At 63.4% G+C, this 12,584-nt stretch carries 10 protein-coding genes; 8 read left to right on the top strand and 2 right to left on the bottom strand.

Going from position 1 to position 12,584, the window contains the following annotated elements; genetic code table 11:
- Positions 1-16: 16 nt before the first annotated feature.
- On the top strand, positions 17-838 hold the full coding sequence (gene trpC / locus ABIE49_RS38550) for an indole-3-glycerol phosphate synthase TrpC (protein ID WP_192739564.1): 822 nt from the start codon (positions 17-19) through the stop codon (positions 836-838).
- 3 nt (positions 839-841) lie between these two features.
- Positions 842-1,342 carry a cyclic pyranopterin monophosphate synthase MoaC gene (gene moaC, locus ABIE49_RS38545; RefSeq protein WP_192739565.1) on the top strand — a complete coding sequence of 167 codons (501 nt, stop codon included), beginning with the start codon at positions 842-844 and terminating at the stop codon, positions 1,340-1,342.
- A gap of 57 nt (positions 1,343-1,399) precedes the next feature.
- Here the strand turns inward: moaC and ABIE49_RS38540 are convergent, their stop codons facing one another.
- The gene (locus tag ABIE49_RS38540; RefSeq protein ID WP_192739566.1) at positions 1,400-1,990 is read right to left on the bottom strand and encodes a CGNR zinc finger domain-containing protein; all 591 of its coding nucleotides are present in this window, start codon (positions 1,988-1,990) and stop codon (positions 1,400-1,402) included.
- A 112-nt stretch (positions 1,991-2,102) separates the two neighbouring features.
- Here ABIE49_RS38540 and ABIE49_RS38535 point away from each other — a divergent pair, with 112 nt between their 5' ends.
- From ABIE49_RS38535 to ABIE49_RS38525, 3 genes are all read left to right on the top strand, one after another.
- Complete coding sequence (locus ABIE49_RS38535; protein WP_192739567.1) at positions 2,103-3,524, top strand: amidase; 1,422 nt, start codon at positions 2,103-2,105, stop codon at positions 3,522-3,524.
- A complete protein-coding gene (locus ABIE49_RS38530) occupies positions 3,521-4,765 on the top strand; it encodes an MCT family MFS transporter (protein WP_192739568.1) in 1,245 nt (414 codons plus the stop codon). Before ABIE49_RS38535 ends, ABIE49_RS38530 begins: the two co-directional genes overlap by 4 nt.
- 158 nt (positions 4,766-4,923) lie before the next feature.
- Complete coding sequence (locus ABIE49_RS38525; RefSeq protein ID WP_192739569.1) at positions 4,924-7,647, top strand: bifunctional diguanylate cyclase/phosphodiesterase; 2,724 nt, start codon at positions 4,924-4,926, stop codon at positions 7,645-7,647.
- A 4-nt stretch (positions 7,648-7,651) separates the two neighbouring features.
- Here the strand turns inward: ABIE49_RS38525 and ABIE49_RS38520 are convergent, their stop codons facing one another.
- Positions 7,652-8,995: a S41 family peptidase gene (locus ABIE49_RS38520; RefSeq protein ID WP_192739570.1), complete on the bottom strand. Its 1,344-nt coding sequence runs from the start codon at positions 8,993-8,995 to the stop codon at positions 7,652-7,654.
- Positions 8,996-11,227: 2,232 nt separating this feature from the next.
- Between ABIE49_RS38520 and ABIE49_RS38515 the strand changes: the two genes are divergently transcribed.
- The 3 genes from ABIE49_RS38515 (at position 11,228) to ABIE49_RS38505 (ending at position 12,353) form a co-directional block, all read left to right on the top strand.
- Complete coding sequence (locus tag ABIE49_RS38515; RefSeq protein ID WP_192739571.1) at positions 11,228-11,467, top strand: hypothetical protein; 240 nt, start codon at positions 11,228-11,230, stop codon at positions 11,465-11,467.
- A 135-nt stretch (positions 11,468-11,602) separates the two neighbouring features.
- Positions 11,603-12,052, top strand: coding sequence for a hypothetical protein (locus ABIE49_RS38510; protein WP_192739572.1), 450 nt, complete (start codon positions 11,603-11,605; stop codon positions 12,050-12,052).
- A 67-nt stretch (positions 12,053-12,119) separates the two neighbouring features.
- Complete coding sequence (locus tag ABIE49_RS38505) at positions 12,120-12,353, top strand: LapA family protein (protein WP_192739573.1); 234 nt, start codon at positions 12,120-12,122, stop codon at positions 12,351-12,353.
- Positions 12,354-12,584: the final 231 nt, after the last annotated feature.

Genomic DNA, 12,584 nt, shown 5'->3' with positions numbered 1-12,584 from the left:
CGCGGGAGCGCCTGACATGTCCGACATCCTGAGCAAGATCGAGACTTACAAGCGCGAGGAGATCGCCGCCGCCAAGCGGACGCATCCGCTGGCAAGCCTGGAAGCGCTGGCCAAAACCGCGCCGCCGCCGCGCGGCTTCTTGCATGCGATCCGTGAAAAGCTTGATCGCGGTGACTATGCGCTGATCGCGGAGGTGAAAAAGGCTTCGCCCTCCAAGGGGCTGATCCGAGCCGATTTCGATCCGCCGGCATTGGCAAAAGCCTATGAAGCCGGCGGTGCGGCGTGTCTGTCGATCCTGACCGATACGCCGTCGTTCCAGGGCCACCTCGATTTCATGGTCGCGGCGCGCGCGGCGACCAATTTGCCGGTGCTGCGCAAGGATTTCCTGTTCGACACCTATCAGGTGGTCGAGGCCCGCGCCCATGGCGCCGACTGCATCCTGATCATCATGGCCGCACTTGATGACGGCACGGCCAGAGATCTGGAAGATGCCGCCATCGCGCATGGCATGGACGTGCTGATCGAAATCCACGACCGCGCCGAGCTCGATCGCGCGCTAAAGCTTCGCTCGCCGATGATCGGCGTCAATAACCGCAATTTGCGTACCTTCGAGACCACGCTGGTGACCAGCGAGGCGCTCGCGCCGCTGATCCCTGGGGATCGCCTGATGGTCGGTGAAAGCGGCATCTTTACGCCGGCAGACCTTGCGCGCCTCGCGCGCGTCGGCATGGCGACCTTCCTGGTCGGCGAAAGCCTGATGCGCCAGGCCGACGTCACTGCGGCCACGCGGGCGTTACTGGCCCGTACCGACGTGCCGCGCGCCACCGGGACGCGCTAGGCGATGGCGCGGAAGGCTTCCAAAGGCGGCGCCCTCACCCACATCGATGCATCGGGCGAAGCGCGGATGGTCGACGTGTCGGCCAAGCCCGCCACCGAACGCGTAGCCGTTGCTGAAGGCCGCGTGATCATGAGCAAGGCGACGCTCGAACTGATCGTCTCCGGCAACGCCAAAAAGGGCGACGTGCTGGGCACCGCCCGCATTGCCGGCATCATGGCGGCCAAGCGTACGTCGGATTTGATTCCGCTGTGCCATCCGCTGGCGCTGTCGAAGGTCACGCTCGACATCACGCCCGACAAGAAATTGCCCGGCTGCGTCGTCCGCGCCACCGTGAAGGTCACCGGGCCGACCGGCGTCGAGATGGAAGCGCTGACGGCGGTGTCGGTCGCCTGCCTGACGATCTACGACATGATCAAGGCCGTCGAGCGCGGTGTACGGATCGAAGGCATTCATCTGGTCGAGAAAAAGGGCGGCAAGTCCGGACATTACCGCGCCGGGGACTGATCGGCGAGAGACACCGTTCAGTCCGCCGGTCGTGACCGAGTCACGGGTCACAGTGATTTATCCGGCGTTGCGTTGCCGCTCGCGATAGCTGCGTGTCTTCATCCGGTTCCCGCACAGCGATGACATGCACCAGCGCCGCGTCGATGGTTTCGAGCGGTCGAAGAACACCCGGCGGCATTCGTCAGACGCGCACATTTTAAGCCGATCCAGCGTTCCATTTCTGGAGCCGTCATAGAGTTCTGCGACAATCGGCGACAGTCCCGCGAGCGCATCTTCGCGCGCCGCCCGCAGCACCATGCCGTCATCCCCTGCGGCCACGACCAGCGGAAAATACTTCAGCGCTTTGCTCAGCGCGCGAACCGCATCCTTGTTTGCGTGCCGCTCCAGCGGATCGCACTGCAGATAGTCGCGCACCAACGTCCGCAGTTCGATCGCGGTTGCAAACATCGCCGGCGTGAGCTTCGCGCTGGTGGGCGCCAGCCCGCGTTGCGACATCCAGCTCGCGAGCTCTCGCGCGCTGGTCAGTTCATCGCCTTGCGGATGCGGCACGCCGTGATGCGTGAAGTGCCTGACGTCGAGCGTATTGGCGAAATCATAGAGATTGGCCAGCTCGTCCGGAACGCCGAACTTTTTTGATTCCCGCGACATAAACACCAGTAAAGCAGATTTACCGGTTGACAGCAATAGACACCAGTATAACTAATATACAGGTGTCGGACGCATGATCCGATTCCGACCGTATCGATGACGGAGACAGAGAATGGATGCCACCGCGGATTTGCATTACCTTGAGCTCACGCAGATTGCGGCGCGCATCAGGACGCGCCGGATTTCGTCGCTGGAAGTCACGCGCGCGCACCTCGACCGCATCGCCGCCTTGGACGGTGAACTCGCCAGCTACGTCCAGGTGATGGCCGATGCCGCGATGGCCCAAGCCGAAACGGCCGACGCCGAAATTGCTGCCGGACATTATCGCGGGCCGCTGCATGGCGTCCCGATTGCGCTCAAGGACCTGTTCTGGACCAAAGGTGTTCCGACGGCGGCCGGCACCGCCGTCCATCGCGATTTCCGTCCCGATCAAGACGCAAGCGTGGTGCGCCGCCTGAAGGAAGCCGGCGCGGTGGTGCTGGGCAAGCTGCAGCTTACCGAAGGTGCCTATTCCGACCACCACCCGTCAGTGACACCACCAAAGAATCCATGGAATGCCGATTACTGGCCGGGCATTTCGTCGAGCGGCTCGGCGGTCGCAACCGCGGCAGGGCTTTGTTACGGCTCGCTCGCCTCCGATACCGGTGGCTCGATCCGATGGCCGTGCGCCGCCAATGGCCTGACCGGGTTGAAGCCAAGCTGGGGACGCGTCAGCCGCCACGGCGTGTTCGAACTCGCAGCGACCCTGGACCATATCGGGACCATCACCCGGAGCGCGGCGGATGCCGGCGCGATGCTCGGCGTCATCGCCGGACCCGACCGCGCCGATCCAACGGCCGTCCCCGATCCCGTGCCCGACTATCTCGCCGCGGCCGAGCAGGATGTGCGCGGCCTGCGGATTGGGTTCGACGCGAAATGGAGCATCGACGGCGTGGACCTTGCAACCCAGCGGGTGCTGGGGGAAGCGATGGAGGTCATGCGTGCGCAGGGTGCTGGTATCGTCGACCTGCCGTTTCCCGACGTGAAGCAAGCCGTCGCCGATTGGGTTCCGAACTGCGCCGTGGAAGCCGCGGTCGCGCACGAAGCAACCTATCCGGCGCGCAAGCATGAATATGGTCCCGTTCTCGCCTCCGTCGTCGAGACAGGTCGCGCGCTATCTGGGCTGGAGTACCAGAAAATACTGCTGCGGCGACTGGAATTGCGCGGCCGGGTCACATCGCTGTTCGAGACCGTCGATGTGCTGCTAATTCCGGTGCACCCATTTCCGCCCCTGACCCTCGCCATGATCAAGACGCTCGGCGAGCAGCCGGACCTGATTGCCAGGCTGCAGGAATACACCTGCCCCTTCAACATGACCGGGCATCCCACCATCACGCTGCCCGGCGGCTTCTCCGCAAACGGATTGCCGATCGCATTTCAGCTTGTGGCGGCGCATCTGGACGAAGCCACGCTGATACGCGCCGGCGCAGCCTTCCAGAGGATCACATCCTGGCACCGTCGCCATCCCGCTCCGAGCCCGTGGAGGCAATCGTGACTATCCAATCCGCGCTGCCCAACTCCCGCATTTTCTACGGCTGGTTCGTCGTGGCCGCCGCGTTCGCCGTAACCCTTGTCGGCTTCGGCTGCGCCTATACGTTCAGCGCGTTCCTGGAATCGCTGCAGCGCGATTTCGGCGCCTCGCGCGGCTCGGTCTCACTGGTGTTTTCGCTCGCGGGCTTTCTCTATTTTGCCCTCGGCATCGTCAGCGGCCCCCTCGCCGACCGCTACGGCTCCCGCCGCCTCGCGCTGGCAGGCATGCTGCTGATCGGCTTCGGGCTCGCCGCGGCGGCTGCCGCACGCAATTTGCTCGAGGTCTATGCCGCTTACGGGCTCGGTGTCGGACTTGGCATCGGCTGCGCCTATGTGCCCGCGGTCGGGGCGGTGCAGCGGTGGTTCGTACGGCGGCGCGGCTTTGCCTCCGGTCTTGCCGTGAGCGGCATCGGCGTTGGCACACTGGTGATGCCGCCGCTGGCGACGCTCCTGATCGAGACGCTGGGATGGCGCGGCGCTTACCTGGCGCTCGGCGCCATCGCCGCTATCGTTGGCGGCGGGATGGCGCTGCTGCTGGAGAACGATCCTCGCGCACGGGGTCTCAACCCCGACGGCGATCCGGTCCTGCCGGGCGCGATCCCGGCGCAGGCGCAGGGCGCCACGGTCAGCGAGGCGATCCGCTCACCACACTTCGTTGCGCTTTATGCCGCCTGCCTGATCTGCTCGTTCGGCCTGTTCGTGCCGTTCGTGCACCTCGTTCCCTATGCCGGGGATCACGGCGTTGCGGCCTCCTCCGCGGTGCTGCTGCTCGGTGTCATCGGCATCGGTTCTACCGCCGGCCGCTTCTTCCTCGGCGGGCTCGCCGACCGGATCGGCCGCCCGACCGCCCTGCTGCTGCTCTTCATCGGCATGGCAGGCGCGCTGGCGATCTGGCTGGTCTCGACGAATTTCTGGCAGCTTGCCGGATTCGCCTTCGTCTACGGCATGATCTACGGCGCCTGGGTCGCAGTGCTTCCGGCCGTGGTGATGGATTATTTCGGCGGACGCAACGTCAGCGGCATCATCGGCATCCTCTACACCAGCGTCGCGTTCGGCACCCTGATCGGTCCCAGCACCGCCGGCTACGCATTCGATCTCACGGGCGATTACACGTTGCCGATCCTGGCCGGCGTCGCCGCCAACATCATCGCCGCCGCCATCGTCGCAATCATGTTCCGCCCGACCCGCGCACCCCTTTGGAACTAGGCCCTGCCGAGGTTGTCATGGGCCGCATTCGCTACCTGGCTAACGTTTCGTTAACCAGACTTGCTAACGTCAATTCCATATCGGCGCGGTAGCAAAGTCACGGGCCGGGAGTACGCAACACTGCTTCCGGGATTCATTCCTGGCAGCGATCTCGTTCAATGGGTTCAATCAACACCGCCTTATTCAAGATCAAGCCGATCTTTCGCGGCGGTCCGATCCGATGGCTGATCCTGGGCGGCGTGCTGCTGATCGCCGCGATCGCGATCGGCGCGACCATCATGGCCGGCAATTTCCGCGAACGCGCGCTGCGCAACAGCGAGCGCGAGCTGGAAAACACCGTGCTGCTGCTGGCCCGCCATTTCGACCAGCAACTCGAGGATTTGGAGGTGGTCCAGAAGGACCTGATCAGCTTCATCCGATCCAGCTTGATCACAACGACGGAACATTTCCGGCGCCGGATGTCGAGCGAGGAAATCCATCTGATGCTGAAGTCCAAGATCGAGGCGGTGTCCTATGTCGGCGGTGTCAACGTCTTCGACGTCGAGGGCAGACTGATCAATTCGTCGGCGGCCTGGCCCGCCCCGCCCGTCAACGTCGCGGACCGGGCCTATTTCAAGACCTTCAAGTCCGGGCCGGAATCGCCGACCGTGGTGATCGAGCCGGTCTACAGCCGTGTCACCGGCGTCTGGACCACAGTGATCGCGCGCAAGGTCACGGGGCCGAACGGCGAATTCCTCGGCGCCATCGGCCGCGGCATCGAACCCGCCAATTTCGAGAAATTCTTCGCTTCGGTGGCGCTCGGATCGGATGCCGCGATCGCCATGCACCACCGCGACGGCACGCTGCTCGCCCGTTATCCGCATGTCGCCGAGATGATCGGCAAGAACTTCAAGTCCGGCCCGGCCAGCCAGCGGCTTGTGTTCGAGCGCGCCAATACCACCTCCCGTCTGACCAGCCCGCTCGACGGCGAGCACCGGGTGATCTCCTCGCGCGCGCTGAGCAAATTTCCGATCGTGATCGTCGCAGCGACGACCACCGCGGCGGCGCTGGCCGACTGGCGCGCGCAAATCTCCATCCTGATCGCGGTGGCTGGATTGTCCGTGGCGGCGATCGCCATCCTGCTGTTCCTGGTTGTGCGCAAGCTCTTGCAGCAGCATCGCGCGTCGCAGCAGCGGCTGACGCTGGAAAAACAGCGGCTCGACACCGCCGTCAACAACATGACGCAAGGCCTGCTGCTGTTCGATTCCTCGCAGCGCCTCGTCATCTGCAACCAGCGCTATCTCGACATGTACGGCCTGTCGGCCGAGATCGTGAAGCCGGGCTGCAGTTTCCGCGACGTGATCGCGCATCGAAAGCAGACCGGATCGTTCACCGGCGACGTCGACCGCTATGTCGTGCGGGTGCTGCGCGACGTCGGGCAGCGCAACGCGATGATCATCACGACCCCGGACGGACGTTCGGTCCAGGTCGTCAACGAACCGCTGGCGGACGGCGGTTGGGTGGCGACCCATGAAGACGTTACCGAACAACGCCAGGCCGAGGAACGCATCACCCACCTCGCCCATTACGACGCGCTCACCGACCTGCCGAACCGCACCCTGTTCCACGAACAACTGAAGCAGGAATTGCCTCACGTCGCGGCCAACCGGCAGCTTGCCGTGCTGTATATCGACATCGACGAGTTCAAGAGCATCAACGACTCGCTCGGACACATGATCGGTGACGAGTTGCTCAAGGCCCTCGCGGTCAGCCTCCGTGCTTGCGTGCGCGAGACCGATTTCGTGGCGAGGCTCGGCGGCGACGAATTTGCCATCGTGCAGACCGGGGTGACGGGCGCCGACGAGGTCACCGAACTCGTCCACCGCATCTACGATGCGATCCGCGCTCCTTACGAATGCCTCGGCCATCACGTGACCACCGACGCCTCGATCGGCATCGCACTGGCGCCGCAGGACGGTTCCGACGTCGACCAGATCCTGAAGAACGCGGACCTGGCGATGTACGCCGCCAAGGCCGCCGGCCGCCGCACCCATCGTTTCTTCCGGCCGGAAATGGACGCCCAGGTGCGCGCCCGCCGTGTGCTGGAAATGGACCTGCGACAGGCCATCGTCGACGGCGGCTTCGAGGTCTATTACCAGCCGTGTCTGGACCTGCGGGACGGCAGGATCACCGGCTGCGAAGCGCTGGTGCGCTGGCGCCATCCGCAGCGCGGCATCATCTCGCCGGCCGACTTCGTGCCGATCGCCGAAGAGACCGGCCTGATCAATCAGCTCGGCGAGTGGGTGCTGACCACGGCGTGCGCCGAGGCCGCGACCTGGCCGGACGATGTCCGTCTTGCGGTCAACGTCTCGCCGGTACAGTTCAAGAGCGGCACGCTGGCGCTGAAGGTGATGGCAGCCCTTGGGGCGTCGGGCCTGGCCGCGGGCCGGCTGGAGCTCGAGATCACCGAAGCGGTGCTGATCCGCGACGACGAAGCGGCGCTTGCCATCCTGCACCAGCTTCGCGCCATCGGGGTCAGGATAGCGCTCGACGATTTCGGGACCGGCTATTCCTCGCTGAGCTATCTGAAGCGCTTCCCGTTCGACAAGATCAAGATCGACCGCTGCTTCGTCACCGATATCGGCGAGCCGGAAGGGTCGGCCAGCATTGTCGAGGCGGTGGTGAACATCGCCGCCGCGCGCCACATGACGACGACGGCGGAAGGCGTCGAGACCGAGCAGCAGCGTGAATTGCTGCGCGCGCTCGGCTGTTCGGAGATGCAGGGCTATCTGTTCAGCCCACCACGCCCCGGCGCCGACATCAAGCCCCTGCTGCTCGCGCACCGGCCGATGCCTGCAGCCGCGACCCCGGTGCGTTCCCGCAGGCGCAAGCCTGCGGCCTGAAAACTCAGTTCGGCACCGCCCGCTTCGACGACGCAACCGCCGGTGCATTGGCGTTAACGGTGACGCCGCGCAGCAGATTGTAGGCGGCACCGAGCGCCTTGTCGTCCTTTTCGGACGGCGGCACGTAGGATTGCGAACCGGTCTGCTCGGCGCCGTCGCCTGCCAAATGGCCGCGCATCGACGCTTCGCCCTTCAGTTCGGCACGGTTCTTCAATTCGTCCGGCACGTCCTGCAGCACCTCGATGTCAGGCGTGACACCCTGGGCCTGGATCGATTTTCCGGACGGCGTGAAATAGCGCGCGGTCGTCAGTGCCAGCGCGCCGTTGGACTTGCCGAGCGGAATAATCGTCTGCACCGAGCCCTTGCCGAACGAACGCGTGCCGATGATGGTGGCGCGCTTGTGGTCGCGCAAGGCGCCGGCCACGATCTCGGACGCCGATGCCGATCCGCCGTTGATCAACACGACGAGCGGTTTGCCTTTGGTCAGATCGCCGCCGCGCGCGACGAAACGCTGGGTTTCCTCCGGCGTGCGGCCGCGGGTCGAGACCACCTCGCCGCGCCCCATGAAGGCGCTCGACACCGACACCGCCTGGTCGAGCAAGCCGCCCGGATTGTTGCGCAGATCGATGACGTAGCCGACGAGCTTGTCGGACGGGATCGCCTTTGTGATATCCGCGATCGCCTTGCGCAGGCCGTCGGTGGTCTGCTCGTTGAAGCTGGTAATTCTGATATAGCCGATATCGCCGCCCTCGGTGCGGAAGCGCACCGGGCGCACCCGGATGATTTCGCGCACGATCGCGACCTCGACCGGCGTATCCGCGCCCTTGCGAACGATCTTCAGGCGGATCTTGCTGTTGGCCGGCCCCTTCATCTTGCTGACGGCCTGATCGAGCGTCATGCCCTGAATGGAATCATCGTCGATCTGCGTGATCAGATCGCCCGACATGATGCCGGCCTTGGCGGCGGGCGTGTCGTCGATCGGCGCCACCACCTTGACGAGGCCGTCATCCATCGTGACCTCGATGCCGAGCCCACCAAATTCGCCATGCGTGGTCTCCTGCATGTCGTTCCAGCCCTTCGCATTCATGTAGCGCGAATGCGGATCGAGCGAGGAGATCATGCCGTTGATGGCGCCCTCCATCAGCTTGGAATCGTCGGGCTTCTCGACATAGCTGGCGCGAATGCGCTCGAACACGTCACCGAACAGATTGAGCTGCGAATAGGTTCCGTCGGTGCGAGCCGCAGCCTTGGCGGCCGCAACCAGATGCGCCCCCTGCGGTCCGGCGACCAGAAAGGTCAAACAGGCGCCGGTGACCGTGCCGAGGAGAAAGGTGAGATTCCTGCGCATTTGCGATCCTTCTCGCTATCATCAGCCAAATTCAGGTGAATCGGCGTCCCGGGCTCCGGCACGGCCAACCAACAACGGCTTTTTGGTCGGATCAAGGCGGTTTCGGCCCGGGCCATTACGGGTTTGTTAAGTATGGGGTTTTGGGCGGAATCCGCCGGGTTTTAGGGGCAGTATCGCAGCCTCCTCCAATGTCATCCCCGCGCACCAGTACGCCGCGGCCTATCGGCTCAATCATGAGGGCCTCTGGAATACTGGATCACCCGCCTGCGCGGGTGATGACAGTTGAATGTGTGTTCGCGATCTCGCGGCGCATTGCGCCCGAGCTTTGCCAGAAACTTCCCGCCCTCTCGTAAGAGGGCGCAGGGAAGACCGGGTGCGCGCTGCACCCGCGGTCTCGTGTGCGGTTTGCACTAAGTAGGCTGCACACGAGCATACAGGGCAGCGGTGAACACCCGGCCTTCCCTGCGCAATGGCTTTACGGCTTATGCCGTGCTCTCCCCGGAGACGAGTTCTGGGTTGACTCCGTAACCGCCGGTTCAGCTTGCGCCTAGCCGACGGCTTGACGCCTGCAACGGGCGCCAGGACCACACGGTTTTGCCGTACGCTTATCCACGCCGTCGTCTCTGCGTAAACTAGCGTCCACCGCAACCCGTCCAACGTCCGTGACGACGGCCGACGCCCTTCTGAGTAGGACGGGATGGGCAAAGATATGCACCTGATTTGCGTTCTGTAAAAGCGAAATATTTTTTATTTCGGGGCTTGACATGACTTCCGTAAATCAGAAGTGATTTGCCCGTCGGGCTAGATGTAGTGGCCCGTACCCGGATGAGCGGAGCGATATCCGGGTCTGCCTCGCACAGATCCCGCATGTCGCTAAGCTCATGCGGGCTACTCGCTTGCTGCGACATTCGAGCGTTTGACGGGGCCGACAAGCGTTAGATCGAGAACACGCCTGGTATGTTCACTGGTATGATGCGCAAGTGCTGCCCTGCCACCGCACACACCTGCGGACAGCCCGGCGGGTCTGGCGGACGGTCGTCCGTGCCACGCATACGCCGCTGACTCTCGTTCTACCTGGCCCGCAGCCGACGGCAACTCGCGTTACCATAGCGTCCACCTGGGGAGGCGGCGCAGGTGTCATGGCTTGTACAGATGTTGCAACGAACAAGGCGAAGCCGGCCGTAGCGATCAATCTGAGCATTGTTGTTCTCCCTTAGGGTCCATGAATATACCGAGGCGGCTTAGGGCCGCCCCGGTTGCGTTCCGGAAACTCATTGGCAGACGTGCATGAGGCCGTCATCGAGCTTGACCATGGTACCGGGCGTGCAACTGATCGCGTCGTTTCATGGTCTTCTCCATGGTGCATGGAACACGGCAGCAAATGCATATCGTTGCGTTTCGGAGCGCCCGATCTTGATTCAGATCAAAGGTATTGGAACGGCAATGACTTCGGATTTTCCGTCCATCAGCGTCAATTGCCCGTGGGGACATTGACCATTGGGACAATAGTCCGGGCAGCGCGCTTGTCGTAAACATGTGACAATGATTTCTCCCTCAGGCAGGGGGCCAATGACTGATCAGTTGGAGTTTGACCTGCGCGCTACGCTATGCAGGCGGCTCGCCGAGCGAGAACCGGAAAATCGAATTCTTTGGATGGCCGAGGCCGAGAACTGGTCCCGGCTGTCGAAACAGAGAAGCCGCGGCGCTGCCGAAGAAAAACCGATCCCGGCATCACGGCGAGTTGGCGGGAGAAGTCGGACCCGACTTCTTGATTCCCGGCGTAGTTGAGAATCGTTCAATCGGAGATCCCGACGTTCCCGGCGATATCACACGCCAGTTGTACGATCCTCGCGCACCGCATTCCGATCGCTACCGAACTGAAGCATGGCGGGGAAATCTTGATCCAGAACAACGCACCCCATCCGGGCTCGTTGCTCGCGGATATCTGACCATCCCTGCCTTGGTGATGTTGGCCGTCATAAGGTTGGCGCGCCGCGCGGATGGACTTGGCAACGGCAGTGATCTTTGAGGTATTGCGCATGAGCTTGCTGGCGAGCGGCGATGCGGGAGCGCGCGAAGCGAGGATGGCCCCAAGTAGCGGCCACACACAACATTCGCACAATTGATCTATATCAAGCCGGCCGAATGGACCGTGGTCAGTCTTGCAGCGGCACTGGCTGCCCCTTGAGAGGGCTGCATCGAAGCTGGTGCCTCAGACTCAGGGAAAACACCATGAAACTCTCGATCACATTGTCGGCATTGCTGATTGCCGGCCTCATGGCTGCAACGACCAAACCGGCCAGCGCCGTCATATACTGCCAATACGTCGACTATCCAGCAGGCTGCACCGTAAGGGCAGGCGTCGTGCTGCGCCCGCGGCCGGTCGCGCGTGCGGTGGCGACGCCTGGCGTCGGCCGTGTCGGCACCCCCACCAACCGCGGCGGCCCGGTGGATCGCATTGGCCGGCGCTGATCGGACCTTTCCTGCCGCAACAGCACCTCGTTACGTCGCGGATTGCTCGACGTCGAGGTGAAGGCGGCTCTTGCCAACACACGACCGCACCCGAATCGGCCTCGAAGCGGACGCGGCGCCGTGGCGGAGTAGCTTATGCCCCTGGCGCGATACTTCCTGTATGTCGGCGGAGTATTGCTCACTCTGGTGTTCATTCTGGACGCATGCCTGACCAGACTGCCGGTCATGCAGAGTTCACACGTCGACGCGCCCGTTATCCGCATTCATTCCGACCGAAAATGGCCGGAGCGCATCGTCTTCGACACCAACCTTCCGACGATCGTTCCCGCACAGGCTGCGATCGCGGAACACGGCATCGCCAGTCCTGCGCCGGTCACCGACGTTTCATTAAAGGAGCGGGAACGCGAGGCGTTTGCGTTGATGCAGCCATCCGATGCGAAGCGGATACAACCGTCCGACCTGGGAAAGCGAGAACTGAGGCAGCAACGGCCACGCAAAATCGTGAAGCGGCACGCCCCGCCCCGCTCGCTCCTCGTCGCGCGGCAGCCGCAATTCGGCTGGTTTGGCAACACCGCCATCTGGTGACGGCAGCCGCAATCCTGTCGTGGGCTCGTACCTTATCCAGAGCGGTTTCTCGACGAAGGAGGTGCTCATGCGCTGGATCTACCTCGGCGTCATTATTCTGTTCGCCGCAGCGACGATCATTTTCGCGCTGCAGAATTTCGAGATCATCACAATGTCGGTGTTTGGCTTCGATGCTCGCGTACCGCTCGCGGTTTTGGTCGCTGTCGTCTACCTTCTTGGCGCAGCGACGGGCGGCAGCCTCTTCGCGCTGCTGCGCCGATCCTACCAAGGTTCAAGACGCAGGGTGGTGGGCGCGCCATAGCGTGCCGGCTGCCGAGGCGTGGGCTCGCAGCAAGGGCGCGACTGAGGCAGAAATTCAGACTGCTCGGCGTTGTATTAGGCCGTGTACCTATAAACCCGACGGCGTCATGTGACTGGTGACTACGTCCGCTTTGCTCCTATAGCGACCAAGTTCGTGCGAAAGCGCGGTATGTGGCGATGGGCCACTAGGCGACATCAATGACGAGCCGACAATATCTTAGAAGCGTCATGC

Origin of the sequence: Bradyrhizobium sp. OAE829, from assembly GCF_040546575.1 — a bacterium.
Classification (GTDB): Bacteria; Pseudomonadota; Alphaproteobacteria; order Rhizobiales; family Xanthobacteraceae; genus Bradyrhizobium.
This window is presented reverse-complemented; position numbering and strand designations above follow the sequence as displayed.

Excerpts from the sequence above, each read along its gene's own strand:
- trpC (WP_192739564.1), top strand. The coding sequence starts at position 17 with ATGTCCGACATCCTGAGCAAGATCGAGACTTACAAGCGCGAGGAGATC.
- moaC (WP_192739565.1), top strand. The coding sequence starts at position 842 with ATGGCGCGGAAGGCTTCCAAAGGCGGCGCCCTCACCCACATCGATGCA.
- ABIE49_RS38540 (WP_192739566.1), bottom strand. The coding sequence starts at position 1,990 with ATGTCGCGGGAATCAAAAAAGTTCGGCGTTCCGGACGAGCTGGCCAAT.
- ABIE49_RS38535 (WP_192739567.1), top strand. The coding sequence starts at position 2,103 with ATGGATGCCACCGCGGATTTGCATTACCTTGAGCTCACGCAGATTGCG.
- ABIE49_RS38525 (WP_192739569.1), top strand. The coding sequence starts at position 4,924 with ATGGGTTCAATCAACACCGCCTTATTCAAGATCAAGCCGATCTTTCGC.
- ABIE49_RS38520 (WP_192739570.1), bottom strand. The coding sequence starts at position 8,995 with ATGCGCAGGAATCTCACCTTTCTCCTCGGCACGGTCACCGGCGCCTGT.
- ABIE49_RS38515 (WP_192739571.1), top strand. The coding sequence starts at position 11,228 with ATGAAACTCTCGATCACATTGTCGGCATTGCTGATTGCCGGCCTCATG.
- ABIE49_RS38510 (WP_192739572.1), top strand. The coding sequence starts at position 11,603 with ATGCCCCTGGCGCGATACTTCCTGTATGTCGGCGGAGTATTGCTCACT.
- ABIE49_RS38505 (WP_192739573.1), top strand. The coding sequence starts at position 12,120 with ATGCGCTGGATCTACCTCGGCGTCATTATTCTGTTCGCCGCAGCGACG.